Source organism: Nocardia sp. bgisy134, from assembly GCF_965341865.1.
Taxonomy (GTDB): domain Bacteria; phylum Actinomycetota; class Actinomycetes; order Mycobacteriales; family Mycobacteriaceae; genus Nocardia.
Genome location: NZ_CBDQZP010000005.1, coordinates 227,581 through 243,833 on the forward strand (window position 1 = coordinate 227,581; position 16,253 = coordinate 243,833).

The window sequence follows — 16,253 nt, forward strand, 5'->3', positions numbered from 1 at the left end:
GCGGGGCTCCCTGCTGTCCCCGCCTCCATATACGCTTCTGCCTACCGTGCGGTAGGTAGACTACCGAGCGGGTAAGTGGAGGTACAACCTCAATTTTGGTGGCAACCTTAGCCCTGCGCAGGATTGATGAGAGGATCATCCAATGGCCGGACCCGACGCACCCGAGAGCGTTATCGCAGGTAGTGGCACTAAAATCGCGATTCGCGACGCGGCTGTGAAGCTATTCGGCGCCAAAGGATTCGAGCAGACGAGCCTTCGTGAGGTCGCGGATGCGGTCGGAATCACAAAGGCGTCGCTGTACTATCACTACCCCTCGAAGCTCGATCTGCTCCTGGCGATCATCGACCCGATCATCGATCATCTGCGCTCGGTCGTCGAGGACATCGACGCGGTCCCGCACAACGCCGAGGGCGTGCGCGCGGTGCTGCGCGGTTACCTGCGCGGGCTCATCCGGCACCGCGACGCGGGCGCGCTGTGCGTGCGCGACGCGGTGGCGATCGTCAACGCGATGGCCGACCGATATCCGGACCTGAGGGATTCCAACCAGGTGCTGCGCGATTGGCTGGCGGGCCCGAATCCGAACGACGAGGCGCGGGTGCGAGCCTGCGCCGCGCTCGAAGTGCTCGGGGTGGCGCTGATCTCGAAGGAGCTGGTGCCGGGCGCCGACGACTCGCTGCTGGAATCCACGCTGCTCGACTCGGCCACCTGCGTGTTGACCGCCTGCGGCACCGCGTAGATTCGAGCGCGTCGTCGAACACGCCTGGGAGTAGCCGTGCACATCACCGCGAAGGTCGATTACGCGGTGCGGACCCTGCTGGAGATCGCCTCGGCCACACCGGAGGCCAAGATCAAGGCGGACGCCATCGCGACCGCGCAGCGGATTCCGCCGAAGGTGCTCGAGACCGTGCTGGGGGAGCTGCGCCGCGCCGAGCTGGTCGTCAGCAGGCGCGGCCCCGACGGCGGCTACTCGCTGGCCAGGCCCGCGTCCGAGATCTCCATTGCCGACGTGATTCGCGCGGTCGAGGGCCCGCTCGCCTCGGTGCGCGGGCATCGGCCGGAGGACGTGAAGTATCCGGGTACCGCCGAACCGCTGCAGCGGGTGTGGATCGCGCTGCGCGTGAACATCCGCTCGGTGCTGGAGAACGTGACGATCGCCGACATCGTCGCCGACGGTTTGCCCGAGTTCGTGGAGGCGCTCACCGGTGACCCCGGCGCCTGGGCACGGCGCTGAGCTGGGATTTCCGCCGGGAGAAAACTTCACGACAGCTGTCGGCGATTGCCGGTAGCCTGCCAAGCATCATGTTGATCAGACTGCTCAGGACCCATCTGTACCCCTACCGCGCACAACTGGCGGGGGTCGTTGCGCTCCAGCTGGTTTCGGTCATCGCGATGCTCTACCTGCCGAGCTTGAACGCCGATCTGATCGACGGCGGCGTCACCAAGGGCGATATCGGCTACATCTGGACCACCGGGCTGTGGATGCTCGCGGTCACCGGCGTGCAGATCGTCGCGTCCTCGGTCTCGGTCTATCTCGGCGCGCAGGCCGCCATGGGCGCGGGCCGCGATCTGCGCGGCGCTCTGGTGCACCGGGTCGGCACGTTCTCCGCCCGCGAGGTCGGCATGTTCGGCGCGCCCTCGCTGATCACCCGCAACACCAACGACATTCAGCAGGTGCAGCTGCTCATCGTGATGTCGGCGACCATCCTGGTGATGGCGCCGATCATGTGCGTCGGCGGCATCGTCATGGCGCTGCGCGAAGACCTGAGCCTGTCCTGGCTGCTGCTGATCGCGGTGCCCGCGCTGGCGCTGTCGATGGGGTTCATCGTGGCCAGGATGGTCCCGGGCTTCCGTGACATGCAGGAGCGCATCGACGGGGTCAACCGGGTGCTGCGCGAGCAGATCACCGGCATCCGAGTGGTGCGGGCGTTCGTCAGGGAGCGGCAGGAGACCTGGCGGTTCGGCCTGGCCAACACCGATCTCACCGAGGCCTCGTTGCGCGTCGGCAAGCTGATGGCGCTGATGTTCCCGCTGGTCATGCTGATCAGCAATGTCACAGCGGTGGGGGTGATCTGGTTCGGCGGGCACCTGATCGACTCCGGCGAGATGCAGATCGGCTCGCTCACCGCGATGTTGTCCTACATCATGCAGATCCTGATGGCGGTCATGATGGCATCGTTCCTCGCCATGATGGCCCCGCGCGCCGCGGTGTCGGCCGACCGGATCGGCGAGGTGCTCGCCACCGAGTCCTCGGTGCTGCCGCCGCGTCTGCCGCAGCCGTTCAAGGGCGATCCGGCGACGGTCGACTTCCAGTTCTGCGAGTTCGCGTTCCCTGGAGCGGAGAAGCCGGTGCTGCGCGCCATCCGATTCCAGGTGGAGCCGGGCACCATGACGGCCATCGTCGGCTCCACCGGCTCCGGCAAGACCACGCTGCTCAACCTGATCCCGCGGCTGATCGACGTCACCGACGGCGCGGTGTACCTGGGCGGCACCGACGTCCGCCACCTCGATCTGGAAGTACTGCGCGAACAGATCGGCCTGGTGCCGCAGAAGGCGTACCTGTTCTCCGGCACGGTCGCGAGCAACCTGCGCTACGGCAACCCGGACGCCACCGACGAAGAACTCTGGCGCTGCCTGGAGATCGCGCAGGCCGCCGACTTCGTGCGGGACATGCCGCAGGGTCTGGAGACGCCGGTCGCCCAGGGCGGCACCACGGTCTCCGGCGGCCAGCGCCAGCGCCTGGCCATCGCGCGTGCGCTGGGGCGCAAGCCGCGCGTCTACCTGTTCGACGATTCGTTCTCCGCGCTCGACGTCGCCACCGACGCCAGGCTGCGCGAGGCGCTGAAGCCGGAAACCAGGAACGCCTCGGTGATCATCGTCGCGCAGCGCATCGCCACCATCCGCGACGCCGACCAGATCGTGGTACTCGAGGACGGCGTGATGGCGGGCATCGGCACCCATGAACAATTACTGCGCGACTGTCCCGAGTATCAGGAGATCGTGGCGTCCCAGCTGAGTGCGGAGGAGGCGCGATGAGGCCAGGAGCTCCCACTCCCGGATCACCGGACGCCAAGGCGAAATCGTTCGGGCCGTCGCTGAAGCGGTTGCTGCGCAGGCTGGCTCCCGAACGGTTCTACGTCTGGTGCATCGTCGGCCTCGCGATCGTCTCGGTGGTGCTCAACACCCTCGGCCCTTACCTGCTCGGCAAAGCGACCAACCTGGTCTTCGACGGCGTCGTCGGCAGGAATCTGGAGGCGATGCGCGGTCTGTCCAAGGAGCAGGCCGTCGAGCGGCTGCGGGAGAGCGGCAACGACACCCTGGCCGACATGCTCAACGCCATGAACGTCGTCCCCGGCGTCGGCGTGGATTTCGGCGCGGTGGGCCGGGTGCTGCTGGTCGTGCTCGCGCTCTACGCCGGCGCCTCGGTGTTCGGCTGGCTCCAGGGCTACCTGCTCAACATCGTCATCAACCGGACGGTGAAGCGGCTGCGCAGCGAGGTCGAGGACAAGATCCACCGGCTGCCGTTGCGCTACTTCGACTCTCAGCCGCGCGGCGACGTGCTGAGCCGGGTCACCAACGACGTCGACAACGTCTCGCAGAGCCTGCAGCAGACCATGAGCCAGCTGATCGTCTCGGTGTTCTCGGTGATCGGCATCCTGATCATGATGTTCTGGATCTCGCCGCTGCTGGCGCTCATCGCGCTGCTCACCGTGCCCGGCGCGATCGTCGTCACCGCGCAGATCGCCAAACGATCCAAGCCGCACTTCGTCGACCAGTGGAAGTACACCGGTCTGGTCAACGCCCAGGTCGAGGAGGCCTACACCGGCCACGAGGTGGTCACCGCGTTCGGCCGCGGCCGCGAGGTGAGCCGGGAGTTCGACGAGCGTAACCAGGCGCTCTACGAATCCAGCTTCAAGGCGCAGTTCATCTCGGGTCTGATCATGCCCTCGATCATGTTCCTCGGGAACGTGAACTTCGTGCTGGTCGCGCTGGTCGGCGGCCTGCGGGTGGCGACGGGCCACATCTCGCTCGGCGAGGTGCAGGCGTTCATCCAGTACTCCAGGCAGTTCAGTCAGCCGCTGACCCAGATCGGCGCGATGGCGAACCTGCTGCAGTCCGGCGTGGCCTCGGCCGAGCGGATCTTCGAGATCCTCGACGCCGAGGAGCAGAGCCCGGACCCGGTCATGGAGAACGTGCGACCGGTGGATCGCGGGCGGGTCGAGTTCGAGGCCGTCTCGTTCCGGTACGAACCGGAGAAGCCGGTCATCGAGCGACTCTCGCTGGTCGCCGAGCCAGGACACGTGGTGGCGATCGTCGGCCCCACCGGCGCGGGCAAGACCACGCTGGTGAACCTGCTCATGCGTTTCTACGAGCTGGACGCGGGCACCATCACCATCGACGACGTCGACATCACCGAGATCACCCGCGACCACCTGCGCTCGCGAATCGGCATGGTGTTGCAGGACACCTGGCTGTTCCGCGGCACCATCCGCGAGAACATCGCCTACGGCAATCCGAACGCGAGCGAAGCGGAGATCCTCGCCGCGGCTCGCGCCGCCTACGTCGACCGCTTCGTGCACGCGCTGCCCGAGGGCTACGACACGATCCTCGACGAGGAGGGCTCGGGCGTCAGCGCCGGTGAGAAGCAGCTGATCACCATCGCCCGCGCGTTCCTGGCCAAGCCGTCGATCCTGGTGCTGGACGAGGCGACCAGCTCGGTGGACACCCGCACCGAATTGCTGGTGCAGCACGCCACCGCGGCGCTGCGCAAGGACCGGACGAGTTTCGTCATCGCGCACCGGCTTTCGACCATCCGCGACGCCGATCTGATCGTCGTGATGGAGGCGGGCCGGATCGTCGAGCACGGCACGCACGAGCAGCTGCTCGAGGAGCGCGGGGCGTACTACCGGTTGTACAGCGCCCAGTTCGCGGCCGCGGCCGCCGAGGCCTGATTCAGGCGCAGAGCTGGGGGAGCAGCGTCCGGTAGACCCACTCCTCCCAGCGCTGCGCCGACCAGCCCCTGGTGCGGACCAGCAGCAGGAACAGTTCGGTGCTGAGCAGGCCGTAGAGCAGGTCGGCCGCCTCGTCGGCCGAGACATCCTGGCGCGCACCGGGTTTGCTCATCAGCGCGGTGGCGGTGCGCAGTTGCACGGTGTAGCGCTGATCGGCCGGGTCGGCGGGCCACATCGCCGCGACCTCCGGGTCGGTCGCCGCGGCCGTCTCGATCACCTTGTGGATCGGTGCGATGCGTTCGAGCACCGGCCGGGTGCCGGTGATGTGCGCGCGCAGGTGCTCCGGCGCGGTCTCGGTGGCCAGCGCGGCGCGGAACCAGTCCCGTTCCATGGTCGCCACCGGTTCGTCGTCGCCGGCGATCGTGACGTCGACCAGTTCCTTCAGCAGGGTGCGCTTGTTGCCGAACCCGAAGTAGATGGTCTGCACGGCCACGCCCGCCCGCGCGGCGATCTCCTGCAGGTTGCTCGCGCCGTAGCCCTGTTCGACGAACAGCTCGCCCGCGGCGGTGAGGATCCGCCGCCGCGTCTCCTGGGCTTTGAGGGCCCGCTTGTTCGTCCCTTTGACGGCGCTCATGACTGGAGTTTAAGTCCAGTGAGTTGGTCGGACGCGGAACGCACAGGGCCGCCTGCGAGGATGAGAGGCGTGTCAGCTCCGGAATCGTTCTCGTTCACCGTCGGCGCCCGGCTGGAGGGACGGCACGGTCGCACGGGCGTCATCCAGACGCCGCACGGCGCGATCGCGACGCCCGCGTTCATCCCCGTCGGCACGAAGGCGACGGTCAAGGCGGTGCTCCCGGAGACGATGAGCGAGCTGGGCGCGCAGGCGCTGCTGGCCAACGCCTACCACCTCTACCTGCAACCGGGCGCCGACATCGTGGACGAGGCGGGCGGGCTCGGCGCGTTCATGAACTGGCCGGGGCCCACCTTCACCGACAGCGGCGGCTTCCAGGTGATGTCGCTCGGCGTCGGGTTCAAGAAAGTGCTGGCCATGGAGTCCGTCGACGTGCGCAGCGACGACGTGATCGCCGCGGGCAAGGAGCGCCTGGCCACCGTCGACGACGACGGCGTCACATTCCGCTCGCACCTGGACGGCTCCAAGCACCGGTTCACCCCGGAAGTCTCGATGGGCATCCAGCACCAGCTCGGCGCGGACATCATGTTCGCCTTCGACGAGCTCACCACGTTGCTGAACACCCGTGCCTACCAAGAGAAGTCGCTGCAACGCACGCACGAGTGGGCGCAGCGCTGCATCGACGAACACGAGCGGCTGACGGCGGCGCGCACGCACCGTCCGTACCAGGCGCTGTTCGCCGTCATCCAGGGCGCGCAGTACGAAGACCTGCGCCGCAAGGCATGCCGCGAGCTGGAAGCGGTCCGTGGCGCGGGCGGAACGGATTTCGACGGTTACGGCATCGGCGGCGCGCTGGAGAAGCACAACCTCGGCGCCATCGTCGGCTGGTGCTGCGATGAACTGCCGCAGGACAAGCCGAGGCACATGCTCGGCATCAGCGAGCCGGAGGACGTCTTCGTCGCGGTCGAGAACGGCGCGGACACCTTCGACTGCGTGAATCCGTCCCGCGTGGCCCGCAATGCCGCCATCTACGTGGCCGAGGGCCGTTTCAACATCAACACCAGCCGGTTCCGTCGCGACTTCACCCCGATCGACGAGACCTGTGACTGCTACACCTGCGCGCACTACACCCGCGCCTACCTCCACCATCTCTTCAAGGCCAAGGAGATGCTGGCCGCCACGCTGTGCACGATTCACAACGAGCGCTTCACCGTTCGCCTGGTCGACCGCATCCGCGCCAGCATCGACGACGGCTGGTTCGACGAGTTCAAGGCCGAGACCCTGGGCCGCTGGCAGGGTCGCATCCGTACGCCCTAGCCACACCTGACCTGCTCGCCACACACGCTGCCTACGTGTCACAGCTCGGCCGACGCTGTGACGCGTAGGCAGCGTGTGTGGCGAGGGACAGGCGACGTGCTAAGCGTGCAGCGGGTCGGTCGAGCGCGGTGCGTAGCTCGGTTCGTGCTTCTTGAGCAGCGCGATCACCCGGTAGGTGATCGGCATGACGAGCACCTCGACCAGCGTCTTCCACAGGAAGCCGACGATCACGTAATTCACGAACTGCTGCCAGGTTTCGATGCCGATGGCCCCCGCGGCGATGGAACAGAAGATCAGGGTGTCGGCGAATTCGCCGACCACGGTGGAGCCGATCAGCCTGGCCCACAGGTGCTTCTCCTTGGTGCGCTCCTTGATCAGCACCAGCGTCGCGGAATTCAGCAGCTGGCCGACGAAATATCCGGCGAGACCGGCGATCACGAGCCGCGGCACCGGGCCGACGATGGTGCGCAGCGCCTCCTGGTTCTCGTAGAAGCTCGCCGAGGGCAGGCGGAGCGCGACGGCGAAGCACAGCACGGTCAGCAGCAGGGCGCCGAAGCCGTAGTAGATGGCGTGCCGGGTGGCGCGGAAGCCGTACACCTCGCTCAGCACGTCGCCGAGGACGTAGGCCAGAGGAAAGAGGAAGAACGCGCCGTCGGTGACGATCGGTAGGACCTGGAACGGCCCCACCGTCACCGATTCGTCGCCGAAGAATTCGACGCCCTTGGTCGCGCAGATATTCGAGATGATCAGCGTCGCGGTGAACAGCGCGACGATCAGCGGGTAGTACCCCCGCGCGACCTGGGCGAATGCCGCGTGGTCCGGCGCGGGGTGTCCAGACTCTTCGTGTTCTTCGGTTTTGTGCACATCACTCACGGGCATCATCTTCCCAGCTCGGACCCGGCCGCGTGGGCCTGTCGACATCTCCGGGCGCATACGCGTACCCCCGCTTTCGCCGCGGTCGTGCGCGGCTTTGGGCGGACCGCGTCCGCCTGCGCCCATTACGCTGTACCCATGACGAATCCCGGCGATTCCGACGAGTGGTGGAAGCAGTACGGCGGCCAAGGCGTGTCGCCGGACTCGGGCGCCCAAGGCTCGGTGCCGCAGTATCCGAACTCCGAACCGACCGGGTACCCCTCCGCCCCGCAGTACCCGCAGCAGCCGCCGCCGTCGCAACCGCAGCAGCCGCAGTACCCGAACTACCAGCAGCCCGCGGCCGGGTCGCCGTACCAGTCGGGTCCGGCGCCTTATCCGCAGCAGCCGAATTACGGTTACCCACAGGGTTATCAGCCGTACGGCGCGCCGCAGGGCGGGGGTTCCAACGGTCTGGCCATCGCCGCGATGATCGTCTCCATCGCCGGTGTCGCGTCCTGCTGCTTCCTGCTGCCGAGCATCATCGGCTTGGTGCTGGGCGTTGTCGCGCTGAATCAGATGAAGCAGTCCGGTAACTACGAAGGCAAGGGCATGGCCCAGGCCGGCGTGTGGGTCGGTGTGGGCGGCATCGTGCTCGGCATCCTGTACTGGGTGCTGAACATCATCGGCATCGTCGCCGGGGTATGAGTCGAAACGACCTCACGCGAAACGAATCAGGGGCGCCCCCGCAATGCGGGAGCGCCCCTGAACGCTTGCCGGGGTGGATCAGCCCTTGACGACCTGGGTGCCGCCCGCGAACTTGTCGTGCCAGCCCTGCTTGTTCGGGTCCTGCTCGATGCTCACCGCGATGTAGATCCCCAGACCGAACGAAGCCAGATTGCCGAGGCAATAGACCACGTTCACCGCGAGGAAGAGGTTGCGCTTGAGCGAGGTCACCGGGTCGATGTTGGCCGCGCCGCCGGGGCCGACCACACGCATGCCGAGGATCTTCTTGCCGAGGGTGGTGCCCTGCGTGGTCTCCATGCCGACGAAGTAGGCGGTGACCAAGGCGAAGTAGACGGCGAGCGCGAGGATCGACGAGATCAGGCCGGCGGGCAGGATGAACGACAGCACCCAGTACACGATGCCCGCCGGAATACCCGCGATGACGCTGTCGATCAGGCGCGCACCGAAGCGCGGCAGCAGCTCACCGGGCTGAGCGCCGGTACCGTAACCGCCCGCACCGTAGCCCTGTTGCTGCTGCGCGTACTGCGGCTGACCGTACGGGTCCTGGTTGTACTGCGGCTGCTGGCCGTACTGCGGCTGCTGCTGTCCGTAGGGATCCTGCCCGTACTGCGGCTGCTGCCCGTACTGCGGCTGCTGCTGCCCGTAGGGGTCCTGGCCGTATTGCGGCTGCTGCCCGTACTGGGGCTGCTGGCCGTACTGCGGCTGGCCTTGCGGGTACGGCTGGCCGTACCCGCCCTGGGGATTCTGGTTGGGGTCGTACCCACCGCTCGTCATGCTCTGTCCTCGTGGTGATCGGTTGATCAGTGGTCGATCCCGTACGTTACGGACACCCGCTGGGTTGCAACAACCCGTCGGCGGCCATGATCCAAGGTTCCTTGGGTAGTCGGGCCGGATCGAAATGTTCGAGGAGCTGCGACGGCGTGCTCGCGGCGTAGCCGAGCGAATCGGCGAGCACGGCCACCACTTGCTCGGGCGTGTTGCCGAGGGCGAGCCGGTCGGCGAGGGTCACCGCGCCGTCGCGTTTGGCCAACCGCATGCCGTTCTCGTTGAGCACCAGCGGCACGTGGGCGTAGTGGGGGCTGGGCACTCCGAGCAGGCTCGCCAGGTAGGCCTGGCGTGGGGTGGAAGGCAGCAGGTCGTCGCCGCGCACCACTTGGTCGATGCCCTGTTCGGCGTCGTCGACCACCACCGTGAGGTTGTAGGCGGGCGTGCCGTCGCCGCGGCGCAGCACCACGTCGTCGACCGGTCCGCGGTAGCGGCCGTGCAGCTGGTCGATGATCTCGAAGTCGGCGGCCGCGGCGACCAGACGCAGCGCGGCGGGCCTGCCCTCGGCGCGGCGCCGTGCGCGGGCCTCGGCGCTCAGGGTGCGGCAGATGCCGGGATAGGCGCCCATCGGTCCGTGTGGTGCGGTCGCGGCCTGCTGGATTTCCCTTCGGGTGCAATAGCACTCGTAGGTCAGGCCGGCGGCGACGAGCCGCTCGATGGCGGCGTCGTAGTGCGGCAGCCGCTCGGACTGGCGGACCACCGGGCCGTCCCAGTCCAAGCCGATGGCGTTCAGGTCGGCGAGCTGGCGCTCCGCCGCGCCGGGACGCACCCGATCGAGGTCGTCGATCCGCAGCAGGAACCGCCGCCCGGTCGATCGCGCGAACAGCCAGGCCAGCAGGGCGGTGCGCAGGTTGCCCAGATGCAGGTCGCCCGACGGGCTCGGCGCATAGCGGCCCGCACCTCGGGTGAGAAGGTCGGGATGGGCGGGCGGCACGACTGCCATGGTAGGCGGCGGCGCTGTCGTCGCCGTCAGCCGCGCAGTCGCGGCTTGAGATCGTCCTCGGTGATCGCGGCGCCGGTGTTCAGCGCGGCGAGCAGTGTTTCGGCTCGCGCGATCAGACCCGCGCCGTCGATGTCGTAGGGCAATGCGCGGTTCCGGAGTTCCGTCGAGTTGTCCGTACCGTCGTCGCGACTATCGCCGTCCGAATTGCGGCTATCGCCTGGTTCGTAGGCCCGCAGGCGGCCCACCGCCCGAGTGAGCAGGGTGCGCGCTCCCTTCGGATTACCGCGCTGTATGTGTGTCAGACCGACCGCGTATTGCGCGAGCCCTTGCCACAGCATCCTTTCGGCGAACGGTCCGTTCTTCCACGCGGCCTCCAAAACCTCATGCGCGTTGAATGCTAGACCGTCGTCCAGGAGTTGCTGGGCGAGGGTAAGTGTTTGCTGGGGTGGGAGATTCAGATCGTCCGGAATTCTCGGCACCCCCGCGCTACCCATCGGTAGCGGGCGGCCGAGGGGGTCTCGTGGGCGGGGATTGCGGGCGCGACCTGCCTCGTCGCGTGGGCGTTCGACCATAAGCTCCATGATGCACGCCGTGTCCAGACCGGGCGCGGGAGGTCTGCGTCAGGCGGCTTTCATTGACGGATCACGGACCAATCACGTCGGCACATATGTCTGCCCTCCGCCACTATTCGCGGGAAAGCCGGAGGCTGGCAATGTCTCCGCAACTTATCGACTTCGCAAGCTTGGCAAATGGGTTGGTTGAACCGGCAAGAGACCGGCAAATCCTTCATGGAACCTGCTAGGGTTTAGCCCGCAGGAGCAACCCCGGGGATGCATTCCCCGGAACTATCAGTGCGATACCGCGCACCGAGTAAATTGCGCGCTACTACCAGGCGCATCACGGGCATTCGGCGTTCCCGTCGGATGCCGGAGCTAGTTAGAACGATCTCAGTTGGAAATATTCTCGTTCTCGACGCAGCAAAGGAGCTAGTGCCGTGGAAGTTGATTTGACGGGGGCTGTGTGGCGTAAGAGCTCATACAGTGGCGCCGATGGGAACTGCGTGGAAGTGGCATTTCTCGGCGGCGGCAATGTGGCGGTCCGTGATACCAAGGACAAGGGCAGCGGCCCGGTTCTGGCATTCACCCCTGGTGAGTGGGGCGCATTCCTGAGCGGAGTATCGGCGGGGGAGTTCGACAGGGCCTGAATTTCGGGTCCGACGAGCTATCACGGGCCCCGGGTCGAAACAGGCTCGGGGCCTTCGCGCATTCGAATTCGATCGCTGGCTATTCGGTTTCGTTGCGGCCGTGTCCGTTTCCTGAGTTGCGGTCCTGATAGCGCCGCAACACCGCCAGCTGCCGGTGCTCTTCCTCGTGCTCGATGGCGAGGTTGCGGTTGGACTCGGCCACCGGATCGGCGCGCAGGAAGGCGCCCGTGCCCGGCTTGCCCGCCGAACCCAACCTGTTCATCTTCTTGGGCACCGCCGCGCCCTGGTACTCGAGCGGGATCGGGTGGCCGTGGTCGTCGACCGGGCCGAGCGGCTGGTGCACCTCGATGTACTCACCGTGCGGCAGACGTCTGACCACGCCGGTCTCGAGGCCGTGGTCGAGTACCGCGCGGTCGCTGCGTTGCAGGCCGAGGCACAGGCGGTAGGCGAGGAAGTACGCGATCGGCGGCCCGAGCAGGAGGCCGATGCGGCCGATCCAGGTCGTCGCGTTCAACGAGATGTCGAACTTGTAGGCGATGATGTCGTTGACGCAGGAGAGCGTGAGAACCACGTAGAACGTGATGGCCATGGCGCCGATCGCGGTGCGCACCGGCACATCGCGCGGACGCTGGAGCAGATTGTGGTACGCCTCGTAGTCCTTGGTGAGGCGCTTCTCGATCCAGGGATAGGCGAGCAGCATGGCGAACACCAAGCTCATGATCACCGCGACCCAGAACACGGCCGGGACCGTGTAGCGGCCCAGGTACAGCTCCCACGGCGGCATCAGGCGCGCCATACCGTCGGTCCACATCATGTAGAAGTCCGGCTGCGAGCCCGCCGAGACCTGGGACGGGTTGTAGGGGCCGAGGTTCCAGATCGGGTTGATCTGGAACAGGCCGCCCATGATGCCGACGATGCCGAGGGTGAAGGCGAAGAACGCGCCCTGATCCGCGGCGAACACCGGGACGATGCGCGCGCCGACCACGTTGTCCTCGGTGCGGCCGGGGCCGGGGAACTGGGTGTGCTTCTGGTACCAGACCAGCGCGATGTGCGCGGCGATGAGGGCGAGCATGATGCCGGGGAAGAGCAGCACGTGGGTGACGTAGAGGCGCGGGATGATGATGTCGCCGGGGAAGTCGCCGCCGAACATCAGCCAGTGCATCCAGGTGCCGATCACCGGGATCGAGATGGTGATGCCTGAGAACGCGGCCCGCAGGCCGGTGCCGGAGAGCAGGTCGTCGGGCAGCGAGTAGCCGAAGAAGCCCTCGAACATCGCCAGGATCAGCAGCAGTGATCCGAGTATCCAGTTCGCCTCACGCGGCTTGCGGAACGCGCCGGTGAAGAAGATACGGAACAGGTGCACGATGATCGACGCCGCGAACAACAGCGCCGCCCAGTGGTGGACCTGACGGACGAACAGACCGCCGCGCACCTCGAAGGAGATGTTCAGCGCGGTCTCGTACGCCCGGGACATCGTGACGCCGCGCAATGGCTGGTAGGAGCCGTTGTAGACGACCTCGGCCATCGACGGGTCGAAGAACAGCGTCAGATACACACCCGACAGCAACAGGATGATGAAGCTGTAGAGCGCGATCTCACCGAGCAGGAACGACCAATGGGTCGGGAAGACCTTGTTGATCGACCGCTTCATGAACGCCGCGGCGCGATATCGCTGATCCGCCGCATCAGCTTGTTCGCTAATTGTTCGCGCGAGCTCAATCGCCATGGCCGACACTCCGCCCCTGCGTGTGTGGAATGGGTCTACTACAGACGGTAGCAATATCTCGGCGCGGAATCGATAGTTTTCGAAAGCCCTTGTGATTCAAGATCATCAATGCCCCCCGCCACTGGCTGCTAGGCCGGTGGATTCCTGCCCATATGCGTACCCCCGTCTTCGCTGCGGCCATACGCGGCCAACGACGAACTTCGCCCGGCGGCGCCTATAGGCGTACCGCATTCGCTCCGGCCATGCGCGGTTATCGACGGACTTCGTCCGGCAGCGCCCGATAGGGTCGGTGCGTGAGTTCGATGGCACCGCAGGACGCGACCATGTTCTGGCTGTCGGCCCGCACCCGCAACGATCTGTTCCTTGTCTACAGTTTCGCCGACGCGGGCGTGCCGACCGACGCCCTACGCGCCGCCGTGGCGGCACGCAGCGCCCGGATTCCCGACTTGCGGGTCCGGCTCCGCGAGGCGCCCGCCGACCTCGCCTACCCGTCCTGGGTGCCGGGCGAATTCAGTGCCGATCAGTTCGTCGAACACCGGCTGCCCGGCCCGGACTGGGCCGCGGTGGAGACGGCGCTTGGCGACCTGCTCGCCACCGGCGTCGATGCCAGGGTCCATCCGTGGCGGTTGCACGTCTTTCGCGGCGTCGCGGGGGCGCCCATGCGGGGGTCGGACGAGGAGCTCGCCATCGTGGTGGTGTTGCAGATGTCGCATGCGCTGGCCGACGGGAAGCGGGCGGCGGTTATCGCTCGGGAGTTGTTCGGTGCGGGCGCGGGTCGTTCATCTGCCGTCGATGGAGGAACAGCGGGACGGGGCGCGGACGTGGCGGTTGCCGGCGGGGCCGGTCAGGCGGACGAGGCGGCCGCACGCGGGGGTGGTCAGGCGGACGAGGCGGCCGCAGGCAAGGGCGGTCAGGCGGACGAGGCGGCCGCACGCAGGGCCGGTCAGGCGGACGAGGCGGCCGCACGCAAGGGCGGTCAGGCGGACGGGGTGGGTCACGAGGCCGATCGGCTGGAATCGGAACTCGGGGGCTGCCGAAGGGTGGACGAGCCGATCGGCCGAGCCGGAAGCGGCGTGCGATGGATCGGAATACCTGCGGCCTTCGGTGCGGGCGCCGAGCTGATCACGCGGCTGTGGGATTCGGCTTTTCTCGACGCGGTGCGTGGCGCCGTTCGGATACCGGCCGGGATGGTGAACACCGCGGTGCGCGGGTATGGCGCGTATCGCGCGCAGACGGAACTGGCTCGGCTGACGGAGGTCGGACAGGTGCCGCCGCCGGGTCCCGGGTTCGCGCCGAGCATGGTGAACAAAGGTGGGGCCGAGGGGGTTATCGACCATCGTGCGCGGATGATCGTATGCACCGCGGACGAGCTTCGCGTTCCTGGTCGGACGATCACCGTCGTTGTGCTCACCGCCGTCTCCGTGGCACTCGCCGAATATCTTGCGGCGCACGGTGAACCGGCGGATCAGCTCGGTGCTCAAGTGCCGATGGCGCTACCGGAGAGCGATAAGACGTTGTCGCACAACAACTATCGGAGCCTCGGCATAGATCTCTTCGTCGACGAACCGGATCTGCGAGTGCGGGCCGACCGGATCGCCGCCGCGCTCGCCGACCGCCGCCTGCGCGCCCAGCATCCGCTGTTGTCCGCCCAGGACCGCGTCACCGCCGTCACCCCCGCGCCGATCCTGCGCCGCGACGTCGACCGCTATCCCATCGACACGGTGCCCGATTCCATCGCGGGCCACACGGTCGTCTCCAGCGTGGACCGCGGCCCCGCCGATCTGTCCTTCGGTGGCGGACCTGTCCGCTGCACCGGGGGCTTCCCCGCCCTCGGCGCGGTCATGCACCTCACCCACGGCGTGCACGGGCTCGGCGACACCGTCACGGTGTCCGTCCACGCCGACGCCGCGGTCGTCCCCGACGTCGACGAGTACGCGAATCTGCTCCGCGCTGCGTTGCGTGAGGTGAGCGCGGCGCTCGGCGAGGGCGGCGACCACTGAACCGCGATGTCGTCGGCTCGAACAAACCCGCCTGCTTCGCGAATCCGAGACAGGTGGCCCCGCGCAGCCGCTGATCAGTCGTTCTCCTCGGCGAGCCGATCGAAGACCCGCGTGTAATAGCCGATGAAGAACCGCCGCCCAGCCAGCCGCATCATCGCCAATGTGGCCTGGGTCGACGGATGCACCGCGGTGTTGTCCCACACCCCGTGCACATCGCTGCCACCGTCCTCGGCCTGCCGGATCGTCAGCTCGTGGAAGCCGCCCGGCGCCAGGTACTCGCTGTCGACCACGCGCATTCGCACCGTCCCCGGCGTCGACCAGTCGTAGCGCCAGCGCGCCGAGATCCTCGGAAAGTCCTGCCCCTCCACCACGTCCGCGGTGTGCTCACCCACCTCGAGCACCCGATACCGCCGCGCCGACAGCGCGGGCCACCGCCGCGGCCGCTCCGCGGAGAAATCGGTGAACAACTCGACCACCTGCTCCGGAGTCGCGACGGTATGCAGGTCGAACTCGAACCGAGTACGCATCTCGCCTCGCTCACCACCGAAGACGTGCAGAGCTCGAGTCTAGGCCCGCCCCACTCACCCCACCCCATTTCCTCTCTGCGCAGGGCAGCGGGTTCTGCGTGGCGGTTTCTCGAATCCATCGAACGGGCTACGCCGACATACAAAAATTTGTATATTGCCTGTGTGAGGCCGAATCCCGGCAGCGGATCTGAATCTGGCGGCCAAGCGGCTCAGGCACGTCGTGGCGGAGTTCGAGAAGGGACAGCGCTGATGGCGGACGAGACGTTCGACAGCGTGTGGGATGCGATCGAGGACACCCCACAGGAGGCGGAGAACATGCGGCTGCGGTCGCGGCTGATGATCGAACTGACCGAACGGATCACCGCCAAGGGCTGGACGCAGATGGCGGCGGCCGAGCGGCTGGGCGTGACCCAACCCCGGGTCTCCGATCTCATGCGCGGCAAGGTGCACTTGTTCAGTCTGGACTCGCTCGTCAACATGGTGACCGCGGCGGGCATGCACGTCGAGATGACGGTGAAACCGGCCGCGTGATCGG

Annotated in this window: 16 protein-coding genes; 9 read left to right on the top strand and 7 right to left on the bottom strand. The window is 67.2% G+C overall.

Annotated elements, in window-relative coordinates; translation table 11 throughout:
* Positions 1 to 142 precede the first annotated feature (142 nt).
* The 4 genes from ACRWNM_RS11880 (at position 143) to ACRWNM_RS11895 (ending at position 4,949) form a co-directional block, all read left to right on the top strand.
* Positions 143 to 736 carry a TetR/AcrR family transcriptional regulator gene (locus ACRWNM_RS11880; RefSeq protein WP_431966552.1) on the top strand — a complete coding sequence of 198 codons (594 nt, stop codon included), beginning with the start codon at positions 143 to 145 and terminating at the stop codon, positions 734 to 736.
* A gap of 36 nt (positions 737 to 772) precedes the next feature.
* Positions 773 to 1,231, top strand: coding sequence for an RrF2 family transcriptional regulator (locus ACRWNM_RS11885; protein ID WP_431966553.1), 459 nt, complete (start codon positions 773 to 775; stop codon positions 1,229 to 1,231).
* 68 nt (positions 1,232 to 1,299) lie between these two features.
* Entirely contained in the window at positions 1,300 to 3,033 is a 1,734-nt protein-coding gene (locus ACRWNM_RS11890; RefSeq protein ID WP_431966555.1) for an ABC transporter ATP-binding protein, read from the top strand.
* Positions 3,030 to 4,949, top strand: coding sequence for an ABC transporter ATP-binding protein (locus ACRWNM_RS11895; RefSeq protein WP_431966557.1), 1,920 nt, complete (start codon positions 3,030 to 3,032; stop codon positions 4,947 to 4,949). The genes ACRWNM_RS11890 and ACRWNM_RS11895 overlap by 4 nt, the downstream gene beginning before the upstream one ends.
* Before the next feature lies 1 nt (position 4,950).
* Here the strand turns inward: ACRWNM_RS11895 and ACRWNM_RS11900 are convergent, their stop codons facing one another.
* Entirely contained in the window at positions 4,951 to 5,583 is a 633-nt protein-coding gene (locus ACRWNM_RS11900) for a TetR/AcrR family transcriptional regulator (RefSeq protein WP_431966559.1), read from the bottom strand.
* Positions 5,584 to 5,643: 60 nt separating this feature from the next.
* On the opposite strand from ACRWNM_RS11900, the gene tgt reads away from it, so the two are divergent.
* On the top strand, positions 5,644 to 6,897 hold the full coding sequence (tgt, locus tag ACRWNM_RS11905) for a tRNA guanosine(34) transglycosylase Tgt (RefSeq protein ID WP_431966561.1): 1,254 nt from the start codon (positions 5,644 to 5,646) through the stop codon (positions 6,895 to 6,897).
* 99 nt (positions 6,898 to 6,996) lie between these two features.
* Here tgt and ACRWNM_RS11910 read toward each other — a convergent pair whose 3' ends face one another.
* Positions 6,997 to 7,779: a queuosine precursor transporter gene (locus ACRWNM_RS11910; protein ID WP_431966563.1), complete on the bottom strand. Its 783-nt coding sequence runs from the start codon at positions 7,777 to 7,779 to the stop codon at positions 6,997 to 6,999.
* 129 nt (positions 7,780 to 7,908) lie between these two features.
* Between ACRWNM_RS11910 and ACRWNM_RS11915 the strand changes: the two genes are divergently transcribed.
* Positions 7,909 to 8,454, top strand: a complete 546-nt coding sequence (locus tag ACRWNM_RS11915; protein ID WP_431966565.1) for a DUF4190 domain-containing protein — start codon at positions 7,909 to 7,911, stop codon at positions 8,452 to 8,454.
* 78 nt (positions 8,455 to 8,532) lie between these two features.
* Here the strand turns inward: ACRWNM_RS11915 and ACRWNM_RS11920 are convergent, their stop codons facing one another.
* From ACRWNM_RS11920 to ACRWNM_RS11930, 3 genes are read right to left on the bottom strand one after another with little or no spacing between them, the layout of a single operon-like run.
* Positions 8,533 to 9,267 carry an RDD family protein gene (locus tag ACRWNM_RS11920; protein ID WP_431966567.1) on the bottom strand — a complete coding sequence of 245 codons (735 nt, stop codon included), beginning with the start codon at positions 9,265 to 9,267 and terminating at the stop codon, positions 8,533 to 8,535.
* Positions 9,268 to 9,313: 46 nt separating this feature from the next.
* On the bottom strand, positions 9,314 to 10,261 hold the full coding sequence (gene gluQRS, locus ACRWNM_RS11925) for a tRNA glutamyl-Q(34) synthetase GluQRS (protein ID WP_431966569.1): 948 nt from the start codon (positions 10,259 to 10,261) through the stop codon (positions 9,314 to 9,316).
* Positions 10,262 to 10,287: 26 nt separating this feature from the next.
* Positions 10,288 to 10,833, bottom strand: a complete 546-nt coding sequence (locus tag ACRWNM_RS11930) for a DUF309 domain-containing protein (RefSeq protein WP_431966571.1) — start codon at positions 10,831 to 10,833, stop codon at positions 10,288 to 10,290.
* A 422-nt stretch (positions 10,834 to 11,255) separates the two neighbouring features.
* On the opposite strand from ACRWNM_RS11930, the gene ACRWNM_RS11935 reads away from it, so the two are divergent.
* Positions 11,256 to 11,465 (top strand): DUF397 domain-containing protein, encoded by a 210-nt coding sequence (locus ACRWNM_RS11935; RefSeq protein WP_431966573.1) that lies wholly within the window; start codon positions 11,256 to 11,258, stop codon positions 11,463 to 11,465.
* A gap of 79 nt (positions 11,466 to 11,544) precedes the next feature.
* On the opposite strand, the gene qcrB is transcribed toward ACRWNM_RS11935, so the two are convergent.
* Complete coding sequence (gene qcrB / locus ACRWNM_RS11940; RefSeq protein ID WP_431966575.1) at positions 11,545 to 13,191, bottom strand: cytochrome bc1 complex cytochrome b subunit; 1,647 nt, start codon at positions 13,189 to 13,191, stop codon at positions 11,545 to 11,547.
* Between the two features lie 302 nt (positions 13,192 to 13,493).
* Between qcrB and ACRWNM_RS11945 the strand changes: the two genes are divergently transcribed.
* On the top strand, positions 13,494 to 15,191 hold the full coding sequence (locus ACRWNM_RS11945) for a wax ester/triacylglycerol synthase domain-containing protein (RefSeq protein ID WP_431966793.1): 1,698 nt from the start codon (positions 13,494 to 13,496) through the stop codon (positions 15,189 to 15,191).
* A 74-nt stretch (positions 15,192 to 15,265) separates the two neighbouring features.
* Here ACRWNM_RS11945 and ACRWNM_RS11950 read toward each other — a convergent pair whose 3' ends face one another.
* On the bottom strand, positions 15,266 to 15,718 hold the full coding sequence (locus ACRWNM_RS11950; RefSeq protein ID WP_431966577.1) for a hypothetical protein: 453 nt from the start codon (positions 15,716 to 15,718) through the stop codon (positions 15,266 to 15,268).
* A 249-nt stretch (positions 15,719 to 15,967) separates the two neighbouring features.
* On the opposite strand from ACRWNM_RS11950, the gene ACRWNM_RS11955 reads away from it, so the two are divergent.
* Positions 15,968 to 16,249 carry a helix-turn-helix domain-containing protein gene (locus ACRWNM_RS11955; protein ID WP_431966579.1) on the top strand — a complete coding sequence of 94 codons (282 nt, stop codon included), beginning with the start codon at positions 15,968 to 15,970 and terminating at the stop codon, positions 16,247 to 16,249.
* Positions 16,250 to 16,253: the final 4 nt, after the last annotated feature.